Source organism: Rhizobium sp. TH135 (assembly GCF_002855515.1).
Taxonomy (GTDB): Bacteria; Pseudomonadota; Alphaproteobacteria; order Rhizobiales; family Rhizobiaceae; genus Allorhizobium.
The window spans coordinates 209,545-222,201 of record NZ_PKRP01000002.1; the positions used below are offsets into that span (position 1 = coordinate 209,545).

Annotated in this window: 16 protein-coding genes; 7 read left to right on the forward strand and 9 right to left on the reverse strand. The window is 61.7% G+C overall.

The window, feature by feature from the left end; all coding sequences use genetic code 11:
* Together C0V73_RS06030 and C0V73_RS06035 are read right to left on the reverse strand one after the other, a co-directional pair.
* The gene (locus C0V73_RS06030; RefSeq protein ID WP_102019105.1) at nt 1–765 is read right to left on the reverse strand and encodes a 5-oxoprolinase subunit PxpA; all 765 of its coding nucleotides are present in this window, start codon (nt 763–765) and stop codon (nt 1–3) included.
* A gap of 22 nt (nt 766–787) precedes the next feature.
* A complete protein-coding gene (locus tag C0V73_RS06035) occupies nt 788–2,047 on the reverse strand; it encodes an NRAMP family divalent metal transporter (RefSeq protein ID WP_102019106.1) in 1,260 nt (419 codons plus the stop codon).
* Between the two features lie 320 nt (nt 2,048–2,367).
* Here C0V73_RS06035 and C0V73_RS06040 point away from each other — a divergent pair, with 320 nt between their 5' ends.
* Complete coding sequence (locus C0V73_RS06040) at nt 2,368–3,018, forward strand: GntR family transcriptional regulator (protein WP_102019107.1); 651 nt, start codon at nt 2,368–2,370, stop codon at nt 3,016–3,018.
* A 52-nt stretch (nt 3,019–3,070) separates the two neighbouring features.
* Here C0V73_RS06040 and C0V73_RS06045 read toward each other — a convergent pair whose 3' ends face one another.
* The 4 genes from C0V73_RS06045 to C0V73_RS06060 form a co-directional block, all read right to left on the reverse strand.
* Entirely contained in the window at nt 3,071–3,580 is a 510-nt protein-coding gene (locus tag C0V73_RS06045; protein WP_102019108.1) for an acyl-CoA thioesterase, read from the reverse strand.
* Nucleotides 3,581–3,671: 91 nt separating this feature from the next.
* Nucleotides 3,672–3,953, reverse strand: a complete 282-nt coding sequence (locus C0V73_RS06050; RefSeq protein WP_102019109.1) for a hypothetical protein — start codon at nt 3,951–3,953, stop codon at nt 3,672–3,674.
* A 25-nt stretch (nt 3,954–3,978) separates the two neighbouring features.
* Complete coding sequence (locus tag C0V73_RS06055; RefSeq protein ID WP_102019110.1) at nt 3,979–4,518, reverse strand: hypothetical protein; 540 nt, start codon at nt 4,516–4,518, stop codon at nt 3,979–3,981.
* Nucleotides 4,519–4,804: 286 nt separating this feature from the next.
* Nucleotides 4,805–5,374, reverse strand: coding sequence for a histidine phosphatase family protein (locus C0V73_RS06060; RefSeq protein WP_102019111.1), 570 nt, complete (start codon nt 5,372–5,374; stop codon nt 4,805–4,807).
* 234 nt (nt 5,375–5,608) lie between these two features.
* On the opposite strand from C0V73_RS06060, the gene C0V73_RS06065 reads away from it, so the two are divergent.
* A complete protein-coding gene (locus tag C0V73_RS06065) occupies nt 5,609–6,697 on the forward strand; it encodes a GH25 family lysozyme (protein ID WP_102019112.1) in 1,089 nt (362 codons plus the stop codon).
* Nucleotides 6,698–6,715: 18 nt separating this feature from the next.
* Here C0V73_RS06065 and C0V73_RS06070 read toward each other — a convergent pair whose 3' ends face one another.
* Nucleotides 6,716–6,895: a hypothetical protein gene (locus C0V73_RS06070; RefSeq protein ID WP_143708311.1), complete on the reverse strand. Its 180-nt coding sequence runs from the start codon at nt 6,893–6,895 to the stop codon at nt 6,716–6,718.
* A gap of 193 nt (nt 6,896–7,088) precedes the next feature.
* Here C0V73_RS06070 and treZ point away from each other — a divergent pair, with 193 nt between their 5' ends.
* Nucleotides 7,089–8,939, forward strand: coding sequence for a malto-oligosyltrehalose trehalohydrolase (gene treZ / locus C0V73_RS06075; RefSeq protein WP_102019114.1), 1,851 nt, complete (start codon nt 7,089–7,091; stop codon nt 8,937–8,939).
* Between the two features lie 85 nt (nt 8,940–9,024).
* Nucleotides 9,025–9,279, forward strand: a complete 255-nt coding sequence (locus C0V73_RS06080) for a hypothetical protein (RefSeq protein ID WP_102019115.1) — start codon at nt 9,025–9,027, stop codon at nt 9,277–9,279.
* A gap of 151 nt (nt 9,280–9,430) precedes the next feature.
* Here the strand turns inward: C0V73_RS06080 and C0V73_RS06085 are convergent, their stop codons facing one another.
* Complete coding sequence (locus C0V73_RS06085) at nt 9,431–9,784, reverse strand: BON domain-containing protein (RefSeq protein ID WP_245407894.1); 354 nt, start codon at nt 9,782–9,784, stop codon at nt 9,431–9,433.
* Nucleotides 9,785–9,807: 23 nt separating this feature from the next.
* Here C0V73_RS06085 and C0V73_RS06090 point away from each other — a divergent pair, with 23 nt between their 5' ends.
* Both C0V73_RS06090 and C0V73_RS06095 read left to right on the forward strand, forming a co-directional pair.
* Entirely contained in the window at nt 9,808–11,511 is a 1,704-nt protein-coding gene (locus tag C0V73_RS06090; RefSeq protein WP_102019116.1) for a sensor histidine kinase, read from the forward strand.
* Nucleotides 11,512–11,572: 61 nt separating this feature from the next.
* On the forward strand, nt 11,573–11,803 hold the full coding sequence (locus C0V73_RS06095) for a hypothetical protein (protein WP_102019117.1): 231 nt from the start codon (nt 11,573–11,575) through the stop codon (nt 11,801–11,803).
* Between the two features lie 83 nt (nt 11,804–11,886).
* Here the strand turns inward: C0V73_RS06095 and C0V73_RS06100 are convergent, their stop codons facing one another.
* Nucleotides 11,887–12,207 carry a hypothetical protein gene (locus C0V73_RS06100; RefSeq protein WP_102019118.1) on the reverse strand — a complete coding sequence of 107 codons (321 nt, stop codon included), beginning with the start codon at nt 12,205–12,207 and terminating at the stop codon, nt 11,887–11,889.
* 91 nt (nt 12,208–12,298) lie between these two features.
* Between C0V73_RS06100 and C0V73_RS06105 the strand changes: the two genes are divergently transcribed.
* Nucleotides 12,299–12,577 (forward strand): hypothetical protein, encoded by a 279-nt coding sequence (locus C0V73_RS06105; RefSeq protein ID WP_102019119.1) that lies wholly within the window; start codon nt 12,299–12,301, stop codon nt 12,575–12,577.
* The last annotated feature ends 80 nt before the right edge of the window (nt 12,578–12,657 follow it).

Sequence of the window (12,657 nt, forward strand, 5' to 3'; positions counted from 1 at the left end):
TCAGCGATTGAGGAACGAGCGCACCGCGATGCCGTCCTTTTCGAAGGCCTGTCGGATTCCCTGCGCGATGGCCACGGCGCCGGGGCTGTCGCCATGCACGCAGATGGACTGCGCATCGATCTTAATGGTCGAGCCATCGATCGCCTCGATCGTGCCGTCATGCGCGAGCTGCAGCATGCGCTTGGCGATGAGGCCGGCATCATGCAGCACGGCGCCAGCTTCGCGCCGGGATACGAGCGCACCTGCAGGCGTGTAGGCACGGTCGGCGAATGCTTCAGCAACCACCTTGAGCCCTGAGGCGCGCGCGAGATCGAGAATTGGCGAACCTGCGAGCCCCATCATAACCAGGTCAGGATCGATCGCCTTGATAGCGTCGATGACGGCCTGGCCCTGTTTGGCGTCATGGGCGATACGGTTGTAGAGCGCCCCATGCGGCTTCACGTATCCGACGGTGACGCCCGCTGCCGCTGCGACACCTTTGATCGCACCGATCTGGTAGATCACGTCGGCGGTCAGTTCCGCCGAAGTGACATCCATGTCGCGCCGGCCGAAGCCGACGCGATCCGGGTAGGAGACATGCGCCCCGATCGAAACACCGCGCTCCGCGGCAGCCTTTACCGTCTTCAGAATGCCGACAGGATCGCCGGCATGGAAGCCGCAGGCGACATTGGCGCTGGAGACGATTGCGAGCATCGCTTCGTCATCGCCCATGGCCCAGGCGCCATAGCTTTCGCCGAGGTCGCTGTTCAGATCGATGGCGGTCATGTCGTCCTCCCTTTTCTCGTTCTCAGGCCGCGGTCAGCAGCGCGAAGATCGGCCCGATCGACTTGTAGCCCATGTACCAGGTGAGCGCGCAAGTCAGAGCGCCGAGGATCAGCAGCCAGCGCGGATAGCGATAGCCACCCATCAGGTCAGAACGTGCCCAGGCGGCATAGATGAAGATCGACAGGCCGATCGGCAGGATGAGACCGTTCAGACCACCGACGAAGACCAGCATCTGCGCCGGCGGCGTCGTGATGATCACGTAGAAGAACAGCGAGACGGCGATGAAGATGACCGTTGCGATGTTGCGGCCACGCTCGCTGATGTCAGGCTTGAAGACGGTGACGAACGAGACCGAGGTATAGGCCGCACCGATGACCGAGGTGATCGCAGCAAACCAGAGTACGGCACCGAAGATGCGAAGACCGACATCGCCAGCCGCAGCCTGGAAGGCCTGTGCTGCCGGGTTTGCACCCTTGCCGGAGACGTCGATGACAACGCCGCTCGCAACAACGCCGAGGATCGCGAGGAAGAGAACGTAGCGCATGACGCCCGTAACGGCGATGCCGGAGAGAGCGGCGCGGTTCACGGCACCGAGGTTCTCGATGCCAACAGTGCCCTTGTCGAGCAGGCGATGCGCGCCCGAATAGGTGATGTAGCCGCCGACCGTACCGCCGACGATCGTGGTGATCGTGGCAAAATCGATCGTGGACGGCAGGAAGGTCTGGTAGAGCGCATCACCCACAGGCGGCTGCGAGACGAAGGCCACGTAGACCGTCAGGATGATCATCGCGATGCCGGCGACCACGATCAGCCGATCGATCGCGACACCCGCGCGGTGTGACAGGAAGATGCCGATCGCGATCAGCGCGCTGATCGAGCCGCCCAGCTTGGCGTCGAGGCCGAGAAGCGCGTTGAGGCCGAGACCGGCGCCACCGATATTGCCGATGTTGAAGAACAGCCCGCCAACGATGACCAGGATGGCCAGCACGTAGCCGGTGCCGGGAATGGCCGCGTTCGCGATGTCGGAGGCGCGCATCTTGGTCAGCGTCACGATCCGCCAGATGTTCAGCTGCACGACGAAGTCGATCAGGATGGACGCGAGGATTGCGAAAGCAAAGGCAGAACCCAGCTTCGTCGTGAAAGTAGCGGTCTGGGTAATAAAGCCAGGTCCGATGGCGGAGGTCGCCATAAGGAAGATTGCAGCGATCAAAGCGCCGCGACGCGTCTTGGCGGACATACCGCCCGTTGGGGCCTGATCGCCCGTAGTGGTTGTCTGTTTCATGGTTCCCTCTCGGTTGACCTGGCCCCGGCTTTGCGCGGAGCTTGTTGTTCACCTGCGAGAGTAGCGTCTCCCGGTTTCACAATTCTGTCAATATTGTTCAACGATTTTATTTGATCGTTCTACTTAGTTGCCGCAATGTTGAGCAGATTGATGCTCGGATCAGCAGTTTTCAGACAATGGGGGACAATTTTTGGCCGTATTTGGCTCCCGTCTTGCTGCGATTTCGCAACTGGAGGATAAGGCAGCGGAGCTGTGAGCCGATCGAGGTGTCGGTGATCGGCCGCAAAACATGCCGGGCGATCCGGTCACTGGGGAAACTGATGGCAGAGACGGACACGACGGCAGCCTTGGCACCACGCCTCGCGGAAGCAATCCGCGACAGACTGATCCGCGGCGAACTGAAACCGGGTCAACGTCTGTCGGAGGCCGCCCTCAGTGCCGACTTCGAGGTGTCCCGCAATTCGCTGCGCGAGGCATTTCGCCTTCTGACCAAGGAAGGCCTGCTTCAACACGAGCCGAACCGCGGCGTTTTTGTCGCGACGCCAAGCATGGCCTCGATCATCGACATATACCGTGTGCGCCGCGTGGTCGAAGGCCAGGCGCTGGCCAATGCCTACCCCAATCATCCAGCCGTTCACCGTATGCGCTCGGCTGTCGATGCAGCCCGCGCCGCGACCAGGCAAAACGACTGGACGGCTGTCGGCAGCGAGAACATGAAGTTTCATGCGGCCATTGTAGACCTTGCCGACAGCCAGCGGCTGAACGGTTTCTATGCCCAGATCGCAGCAGAACTGCGCCTGAGCTTCGGCCTCCTCAAAGAGCCCGAACTGCTGCACGCGCCGTATGTAGAAATGAACGCCGCCATTCTGGAAAAGCTAGAGGCGGGCGACCCGAAGGCGGCGGCTGTCGCGCTCGAAGCCTATCTCTTGCAATCCGAGCGCACAGTCCTGGCGGCCTTCTCGCGAATCTAGACGAGCGTCGATACCAATATCGCCGTCTACAGCGACGCGGTGATACCACCGCTCAGCCGGTCCGATGCGCTTCCTCGGCAGTTTCGCTCGCTTCCTTGAAGCGCGCCTCGAATTCCAGGCGCAGCGCACGCCGGGTTTCAGCGGCCCGCTGCCGGCGCTTGCGGACTTCGCTTTCCGGTACATAACGGGGAACAGCCGTCGGCCGACCCTCTGCATCCACGGCGACCATCGTGAAATAGCAGGAATTGGTGTGGCGCCGCTCGCCGGTCCGGATGTTCTCGGCCTTGACCCGAATGCCGATTTCCATCGAGGTTCGCCCGGCCTGGTTGATCGAGGCACGGAAGGTCACGAGTTCGCCGACATGGATCGGCTGGCGGAAAACGACCTGGTCGACGGATAGTGTCACCGCATATTGCTGCGAATAGCGCGAGGCACAGGAATAGGCGACGCGGTCGAGGAGATTGAGAAGGGCGCCGCCATGCACCTTGCCGGAAAAGTTTGCCATGTCGGGTGTCATCAGGACCACCATTTCAAGCTGGCTGGTGTCATGCGCTTCGTCCATCTGATCCCCTCTGCTTTCGTTGCTCTCGCCATCCTATTGTGCGCCGCGTCATGGCCGCAAGTCTGCGGACGGAGGCTGCAGTTGAAAACCGTCAGGCGGTGGATCGCCTGAGATTGTCGGCCTGATCGGCGCTTTCGGCGACCCAGCTCCAGAAGGCGAGATGAAATTCGCGGATATCATCCAGCATCTGCGGCGTGAGTCCCATCTGGTGGTTCCGACGATCCTGCAGGATAAAGCCGCATCCCTCTGCCCCGTTCAGCACATTGCGCAGGTGCGAATGCGAGATGCCGAGCCGCTCGGCCAGTTGCCGCGTCTCAAGCAGGAACCAGCGCGTCTCCTGCTCGCCGGGATATTCGTAATGGGCACGCAACAAGGCAAGCGCGATCCGGTCGCCGCAATCAAAACTGTCGAACCAGGACCATGCATCGCGGCGGGATGCGATATGCGTCCTGACCCTGTCCAGCATCAAGCGCGCCGCTGCGATGTAGCGCAGGGAGAAATCGTCGTCTGTCTTGAGCCTGTGGGTGCTGCCCGTCGGGAGAAGGCCCGCCACTTCGGCGCAGGTCATGTGATGGGAAAGCCAGGTCTTCAGCCCGTCGAGCAGGGGTGGTCGCGGTCAGCATTTTGGCGCGCCGGTCTTCGGCATGATCGATCGTCTCTATGAAGCGGGCGAACCGCAGCAGCGCGAAGAAGCCTGAGAGGGTGCGCGAGCGACCCATCTCTGCCTGGATCCGGGTCAGTGTCGGTCGCTCGCCGAGGCCAAGCTCTGCCTCGCAATGCATCACGGCGAGCAGGCCCGCGGCATGGGACTGGAGATTGCGGCCGAAGATCTTGTTGATCAGCTTTTCGCCGAAATGCATCGGAAGGATGCTGTTGGCGCAATAGCGGATGGCATCCTCATAGGCCTGGTCGTCCAGCCGCGCCCGCGAAACATCCATTCTCCACCGCTCTCCGGTTGCAGGGCGAAGCTAGCATGCCGCACGTGGCTCCGCCGTGACGGCGATTACACCGCGTCCATCCCCCATGGGAACGAAAACAACGCGTCTGCACTCGAAAGATGCAGATTTTAGACTCCTCGCCGATTTGATTTTGGAGAATGATGCAAACGCCGGACCCTGCCGGCCGCGTCCGCCGGGGCAAGTCCGGATTGCCGCCGCACCTAAGCTTGTTGCAATGCTTTTCATCACCGGCGGTTCTTTTTTTCGCCGCGACCTTTTTTCCCCGTCATGCCCCGGCGGACTGTCGACCGATAACGCTCACAGCACCCGACGCATCGAACGTGGCGAAGACCAGTTCCCCGCTCCGAGGGACAACGGAAGTCAGGCCGGTGATGTTGACCTGATGGGTGACGAGCACCAGCGGAAGATCCGACGGCCGGGACGTCAGCCATGTCCTCAGTGCCTCAGTCTGGGCGCTGCCGTTCTCCGGCTCGCCAAAGAAGGAATTGAGAAGCGGCTGCTGCGAGACGGACCCAAGGCCGAGCAGGTCTGCCGTATCGAGACACCGGCACCACTGGCTGGATTGGACGGATGCCTCGCGGATACCATTGTCCCGGAAGAGGTCGCCAATCCGCCCTGCCTGCTCGCGTCCTTCAGCTGACAGGTTCCGCTGTGTCTCACAGGCGCCGATCCGCATGCCCGGCGGATCGCCCGTACCCGGTGCAATCGCGTGGCGAAGGAGAACGAAGGCGTTGCCCGACCGCAAGGCCTCCCAATGATCTTCGGCCGCGACGACGAGAGTGCCGCCACTGATCGCCATGAGTGAGGTCAGAAGAAAGGATCGCCTGTGCAGCATGGGCAAGACTCTCGAAGATTGTTGATCGGGTGACTGCAACCGTTACGCCACGCCGCGCACTCGGGATTGCAGCTCAAACGCACATATCCGTGAACGGCCGCCGCCATCTTGGCCCGGCTCCACCCCGTAAAGATTGCATTCACCTTTCTCCGGTAAAGCTTTGTTAGCAATTCCCAGAAGCTCCGGGTGTCCGCCTTCGCATGCGCCCGGCCCAAGTGTTCGAGTCCGTGTACCATGCGTTCCAAGGTCCTCTCCTCGCTCCTTCTCGGCTGTCTGGTGCTCGCCGGCTGTAGCGCGCGCACCAATCCGATCGAAGTTCTGGGGCTGCAATCCCGTCCAGCACAACCGGTCCAGGCCGCGGCTGCCGCGCCCACCCCGGCCGTCGCCGTAAACGAGCAGACAGGGTCGATCGCAGCGGCATCTGCAGGCGCACAACCACAAGCGCTCGCCTGGGCTGGTGACACGTCAAACCAGGCCCACTTCGAATCCGCGACGATGACGGCGGGAATGCCGGTGCCGGATCAGCGTCCGGTCGCCATGCTTGCGCCGCCGGTTTCGCCGCTGGCCGCACCGGAACAGTCGCCCGCCCGTTCCGCAGGCCGCCACCGGGTCTACAACCAGCGTTTCAGCGATGCCAAGCCGATGAACTTCGGCAAGGTCAAGCCGAAGCACCATGCCGTTCACGGCGTGGACGTATCCCGCTGGCAGGGCAATATCGACTGGGCAACGCTGCGCAGCCAGGGCGCCAACTTCGCCTATATCAAGGCGACCGATGGTGGCGATCATCTGGATCCCATGTTCCACACCAACTGGAAGCGGGCGAAGGAAGCCGGCGTGAAGCGCGGCGCCTATCACTTCTTCTACTGGTGCCGCGTCGCCTCCGAGCAGGCCGATTGGTTCATCCGCAATGTCCCGCGCGATCCCGACGCGCTGCCGCCGGTCATCGATGTCGAATACAACGGTGAATCCAGCTGCCGCTTCCGGCTGTCTCCGGAAAAGGCCCGTGAGAAGATGCAGGTCTTTATGGACCGCCTCGAGCGTCACTACGGCAAGCGCCCCGTGATCTACACGGCCCCGGATTTCTACAAGGACAACCTCCGTGGTCAGTTCCTGGACTATCCCTTCTGGCTGCGTTCGGTCGCTGCCCATCCCTCCAAGATCTATCCGGATCGCAAGTGGGTCTTCTGGCAGTATTCCGGCTCTGGCCTCTCCCAGGGCGTCAACGGCAAGATCGACCTCAACGTCTTCTACGGCTCGGTGTCCGATTGGCAGAATTGGGTTGCCGGCAAGAAGGGCTGGGAAAGGGTTGCGGGCCTGCGCTAAGGCCCGCGCGGCCTCTGCTCAGATTCCGACGCCGGGTTCTGTCACCGGCGGGTCGCGTGTCTCGTCCGGATTGGGGTTCGGCAATTCGCCGGGCAGAAGGTCCGGCTCCGGCTCTTCGACCGGGACCTCCGGTGCCCATGTGGGGGCCGGCATCGGCGGCTGATCGCCAAACGGTGATGATGGATCATTGATGGGCATGGTCATCTCCCTTGTGGGACGCCTTTCCGCGGGATGCGGTTGAGGTCGTCCGGTAAAGACCAATTCGCCGAACCTAGGCTTTGTTCCTGAACGAACCCGGCTAACGTCGTATTCCAGGCACGTCACCTGCTTCGGAACCTTCCGCATGCCGCGTGGTTCTTTGCGCTGATGACATCAGCGGGAGGGCGAGTGGATGGACGAGCGGCGATCGGGAGCATACGCCGAGGAACGAGCCATCCAGTGCGATCATCGTGTTTCCCCGAAAAGCTGGGGAGCGGAATACACCGCGCCCGGCGAGATGCGCTTCCGGATCTGGGCGCCGGCGGTCCAGGCCCTGAGCCTTCGCCTGATCGATGAGGACGTTCCGATGTCGCCCGTGGGGGACGGCTGGTACGAACTGGTCGCCACAAACATTGCACCAGGCACCCCTTATTCCTTCGTCCTACCGGATGGGATGAGCGTTCCAGACCCGGCGGGCCGCGCTCTCGAAAGCGATGTGCATGGCCGCTCCCTTGTGGTCGACCCAACGGCCTATCGCTGGAAGACCACCGGCTGGAAGGGCCGGCCCTGGTCTGAAGCCGTCATCTACGAAATCCATGTCGGCACCTTCACGGACGAGGGGACCTTTGCCGCCGCAGCAACGAAACTGCCTCGCCTTGCCGAGCTCGGTATCACGATGATCGAGCTGATGCCGGTGGCGGCCTTCGGCGGCAGTCGCGGTTGGGGTTATGACGGCGTCCTGCTCTACACGCCACATCCTGCCTATGGTTCGCCCGACGACATGAAAGCTTTCATTGACGTAGCGCACGGCCTTGGCCTCATGGTCATCCTGGACGTTGTCTACAATCACGTCGGCTTTGACGGGAACTATCTCGCCCGCTACGCACCCGATGTCTTTACCGACGAGGGCACTCCGTGGGGGCCGAGGCTCGATGTCTCTCAGCCGGCGACCAGGGATCTCGTTCTGGAAAACGCCCTCTACTGGCTCAAGGAATTTTCCCTCGACGGTTTGCGGCTCGATGCTGTCCATCAGATCGAGGACAATGCGAGCGATCCCCACATCCTGGAGGAGATGGCGCTCCGTATCCGGGATACGCTGTCCGACCGCCACGTGCATCTCGTGGTCGAGGACGGCCGCAGCATCACGAGACTGCACGAGCGCAACGAAGACAACTCCGTCCGGCTCTACGACGGCGTCTGGAACGACGGCTATCACCACCTGATCCATGCCTGGGCCACGGGAGAACATGGTGGACATTTCAGCGTCTTCGCCGACAACTTCTGGCCCCGGATCGGAAAGACACTCGCAACTGGTTTTACCATCCAGGGCGAACGGATCGAAGGAAAGGGAGACGAGCTGGTTGGCGAGCCGAGTGGACATCTGCCTCCGGTTACCTTCGTCAACTTCCTGCAAAATCACGATCAGGTTGGCAATCGCGGTCGAGGCGAGCGGCTCTGGAGCCTCGTCGAGTCCGATCTCGGAGAAAGGTTGCTGGCACTGCTATTGCTGTCACCGCAGATCCCGCTTCTCTTCATGGGTGACGAGTTCCGCTCTCAAGGCCGGTTCTTCTTTTTTGGCGATTATCCCCCGGATCTCGACCAAAACGCACCCGAAGACCGATTGCGTCAGGCGCGTGATTTCGGCACCGAAGATCTGACCTTGGAGGAAATCCGCGATCCCAATGACGTCCAGACCTTCAACATCTCGAAACTCGATTGGCAGGAGGCGGACACCGCCGCTGGCCGAAGCGCGGCCGCCCAGTTCCGGGACTTGCTCGGCAAGCGCCGCGCCCATCTCGTGCCACTTCTTGAGAACATCGGTGGCGGTGTAGGCCACCTGCTGACCGCGGAGGAAGGGCGACTTGCCATCGACTGGCAATTGGGCGAAAGGCGCTGGCAGTTGCGCTGCAACTTCAGCGACGATCATGTCACGCTGCCCCCGGTCCGTGGCGACACCATCCACGTCATGCCGCGCGAGGCCGCGTCGGATATCCGGGATCTCGCAAGCTTTCCGCCCCATTCGCTCATCGTGGCGTGCGGATGACCAAAATTTGCAGTCAAAAATAGCGCCTCCCGGCGGGAACGTTTGCTGCACTTGGACGTTTTGGCGATATCAGGAGGAGTGCGGCATGACCCAGGTATATTGTGACATCATCCCTCAGGCCGGTGGCTGGTGCTTTTTGTCCGAGGAAGGCCAATCACCCATCTATCCGAGCCATAGGCTCGCTGTTGAAGCAGCTCGCAGCTATTCCGAGAGCCAGGTCGACAAGCGCAAGATACCTGTGCTGCGTCAGCAGGACCTGAAGGGGCGGATGCTGGAAGTTGCCGGCATCGTTCATGCCTGGGGTCAGGAGAACTCTTCCAAGATGGGTGGGCGCGCCTGACTTAAGTCCGGCCGAAAGTATCGGAATATCAGTGACTTCGATCAGCGCAGACGCGGCCCGGCGAGGCATGCATGGATGGTGTTCAGCCATCCATCTGCGTAAGCGCGGGCCTCAAAATCGTAGAGATCGAAATGCCGGACGGCGGGGGCTGTCACGGCGCCTCGTCGCTTTGCATCCGTACCGTCACCTTCTCCACGCCCGGAACCGTCAAGACCACCTCGACCGCACGATCCATTTCGTCGCGAGAGGCAACGGCACCGAAGAGAAAAATCTCTGCTCCGCTGGCCACGACCTTCAGCCCCTCCGCACCTGTCCCGGCCGTCAAGGCGAGCGCGTCTGCCACCCGTTGTTCCAGTGTGGTCTCGGGCGGATTTTCGTCCGCCACCACCGGCGTTTCGCCGTGGAAAAGTTGCGGTTTGAAGATCATGGCATCCTCCTTGTTCAGTATCAGGGACCTAACGCCGCCATGTCCATTTGGTTCGGTGTGAAAATCATCAATCTGCATCAGTCCTTCAGCAGGGGCGTCGTGTGAACCGGCTGGCCAGATCATTCCTGGGCGCCTTTCCCACCGCCTCGATCGGCTCATATCTCGCGGTCATGGCGGTGCTTTCGACGCTGCCGCTCCTCGCCTTTGTAGCCTTCCTGTTGATGCAGCTAGAGCGCTCACAGTTCGAGGCATTGCGCACCAACGTGGCAGATGATGCGCATGCGATCAGCCAGTCGGTGGAACGCAAGATCGCAGATATGGAAACCACGCTCGCCCTCTTGGCCAATTCGGTGGAGCTCCAACAGGGCGATCTCCAGGCGTTCCATACGCGGGTAGGGGAAAGCCTGAAGGCGAGCTCGCTCTACGTGATCCTGGCACGACGTGACGGAAGCCAGATCGTCAACACTCGCTTGCCTTGGGGAACGCCGCTTCGGCCCATGGCTAACCCGGAGTCCGTGCGCTCTGCTCTCAGGTCCGGCAATGTAGAAATTTCAGACGTGTTTCTGGGCGCAACCAGCGAGCGTTGGGTGGTCAATCTGACAAGGCCGCTCGGCGAGCGCGGCCCGGCCGGTGTGGACGCCGTTGTCCTGACCCAGGATGCAGCCAGTCTCGGAAGCCTCGCCTCCCGAAACGCGCTCTCACCTGGCTGGTCAGCCGCCCTTGTGGATGGCAAGGGCCGCATCGTCGTGTCGAGCGGGGCGGATAATCGGCCGTCTGGCACCGAGGTGGACCAGAGCTGGCTTGAGCTCATGTATGGATCCAACAACAGCGCCGTCTTCTACCGCGACGGCAGGCAACACTTGATGGGTTATGCCAAGGTCGCCGACTGGCCCTGGCGTGCGATCGTCTGGGGACCCGTAGACAGTCTCAACAGTTCCTTCGTCGCGCTCTGGAAAAGCCTGCTGATCGGAAGTCTTGTTTTCCTCACGCTGATACTCGGCGTTGTCATGGTTGCGGCCCATCATCTGCGCTCGGCAATCCGAAAGATCGCCTGCATGGCCGACCGGATCGGCCACGGAGACATCGTCTCACCGGAAAGGACCAAGATCGTCGAGGCAAACCAGGTCGCTGTCGCCCTGTCCAATGCCTCCTTCGACCGTGCGGAAGCCGAAGACCGCATCCATTTCATCCTGCAGGAACTCGTGCACCGGACGAAGAATATCCTCTCGCTCGTACAGGCGATGATGCGGCAGCTTGCGCGCGGCACCGACGACGTTGAGGAATTTCAACGTGCCGTCAGCGGCCGCTTGGCTGGTCTCGCCCAGTCGATCGAAGCGCTGGCCAAACAGCAATGGGGCGGCATTCCGCTCGCCTCGCTGGTCGACCTGCAATTGACGACCGTGACAGGGTCAAGTGACCGGATCTCCCGCCGCGGTCCTGATCTCCTGGTCAACGCGAATGCCGTTCAGAACCTCGGCCTCGTCTTCCACGAACTTGCCACCAATTCGGTCAAATACGGAGCCCTGTCCGTTCTCGAAGGCCGGCTCCGCATCGAGTGGGAAATTTTGGCGCCCCTGGAGGAAGGGGAGGAGCCAAGGTTGCGCCTCCTCTGGTCCGAACAGCATGGTCCGCCGGTCAATCCGCCAACCCGCCGAGGCTTCGGCTCGACGGTCATCGAGCGTCACGCGGCAAGCTCCTTCGGGGGGCAGGTCTCGGTCGACTTCGACCCGGCAGGGCTCCGCTGGACCCTCGTTGCCCCACTGTCTTCCTTCCTTGCCCAGGCATCCGCTGATGACGGTGAGTGACAGCTCGGAACCTTTGGCGTCGGTGTCGTGTTGATCACGATATCACCGGAGGAAAGATGCCATGACTGAAGATCGTCGAGATGAAGATCTAGACCGCATTCACAAGGATGCCGAAGGCCAGTTCGCGGGCACGCAGGCCGGGGGCGAAAGCGACGGCGTCGTCAGCGCCAAGCCGACTGTCATCACCGGCTCCGAAGATGCGACCGTGAACAAGTGGCCGCCCGGCAAGAAGGATCCGCCGAAGGATTGGGACGCCAATTTCGATGTGATCGACCACTCTCAGGACAAGTAACCGCAGGTGCCGCTCGGAGGGCCGTGTGTGTCCGAGCGGCCGCTCTTACAGGGAGAGCCAGGGAAAGCCTCACCCGTGACCGATCAATCGCTTTTGTTCAGCGCCTCGGTGAAGCCATTGGGTTCGCCAAGGTCGGATGAAGCCCGTCGCAGGGCCGATGCCCGTGCCTTCGCCGTCTCCAGGATATCGCGAATAGTCTCACCCTTTTCATGACCACGCCCGGTGCCGGCGGATGGCTCGGCCCCAGGATCTTCAGCGCCGTCCCTTAGCAGCACCTCCTGCTCGAGGTTGCGCAGCAGTTCCGGAGCCTGATCCGGGGTGATGAGGATGTCGCTCAACAGTGAAATCAGGATTTCACGGTGGGCGTTGAGCCTTGCCTCGAGTGTCTTCAAATCTGTTTCCATGAACCCGTCTCCTATGGTGCGAGAGGGGAACATTGGGCGGCTACAAATGTTTCCTCAGGGAGCAATTTCTTCTGTCGAAAAGGAGTGCATCATGTCCGATACGGTGCGCCCGCCACGCTGGCGCCGCTTTCCCGATCCGCGCGATCGGTTGATCATTGCGCTCTTCGCGCAACTGGAGGCGGAGCGCCAGACGCGGGAAACCCTGCGCATGGCAATCCGCGCGGGCACGATCGATCCCGCCGTCCTCGAAGCCATAGCCGATGATCCCGTTCCCGCCGTCGGCGAGGACATTGCCGCGCTGGAGCGGACCATCGCCGCGCGCGAGCGGTTCAACGCGGATGGCGATCAGCATATGGACGATTGGAGATGAGGCTCACGGCCTCTCTGATCTAGCGCGGAAACACTCCCGCGATCGACCCTGTAATAAACAAAGGGCCCGGATCAGTTCCG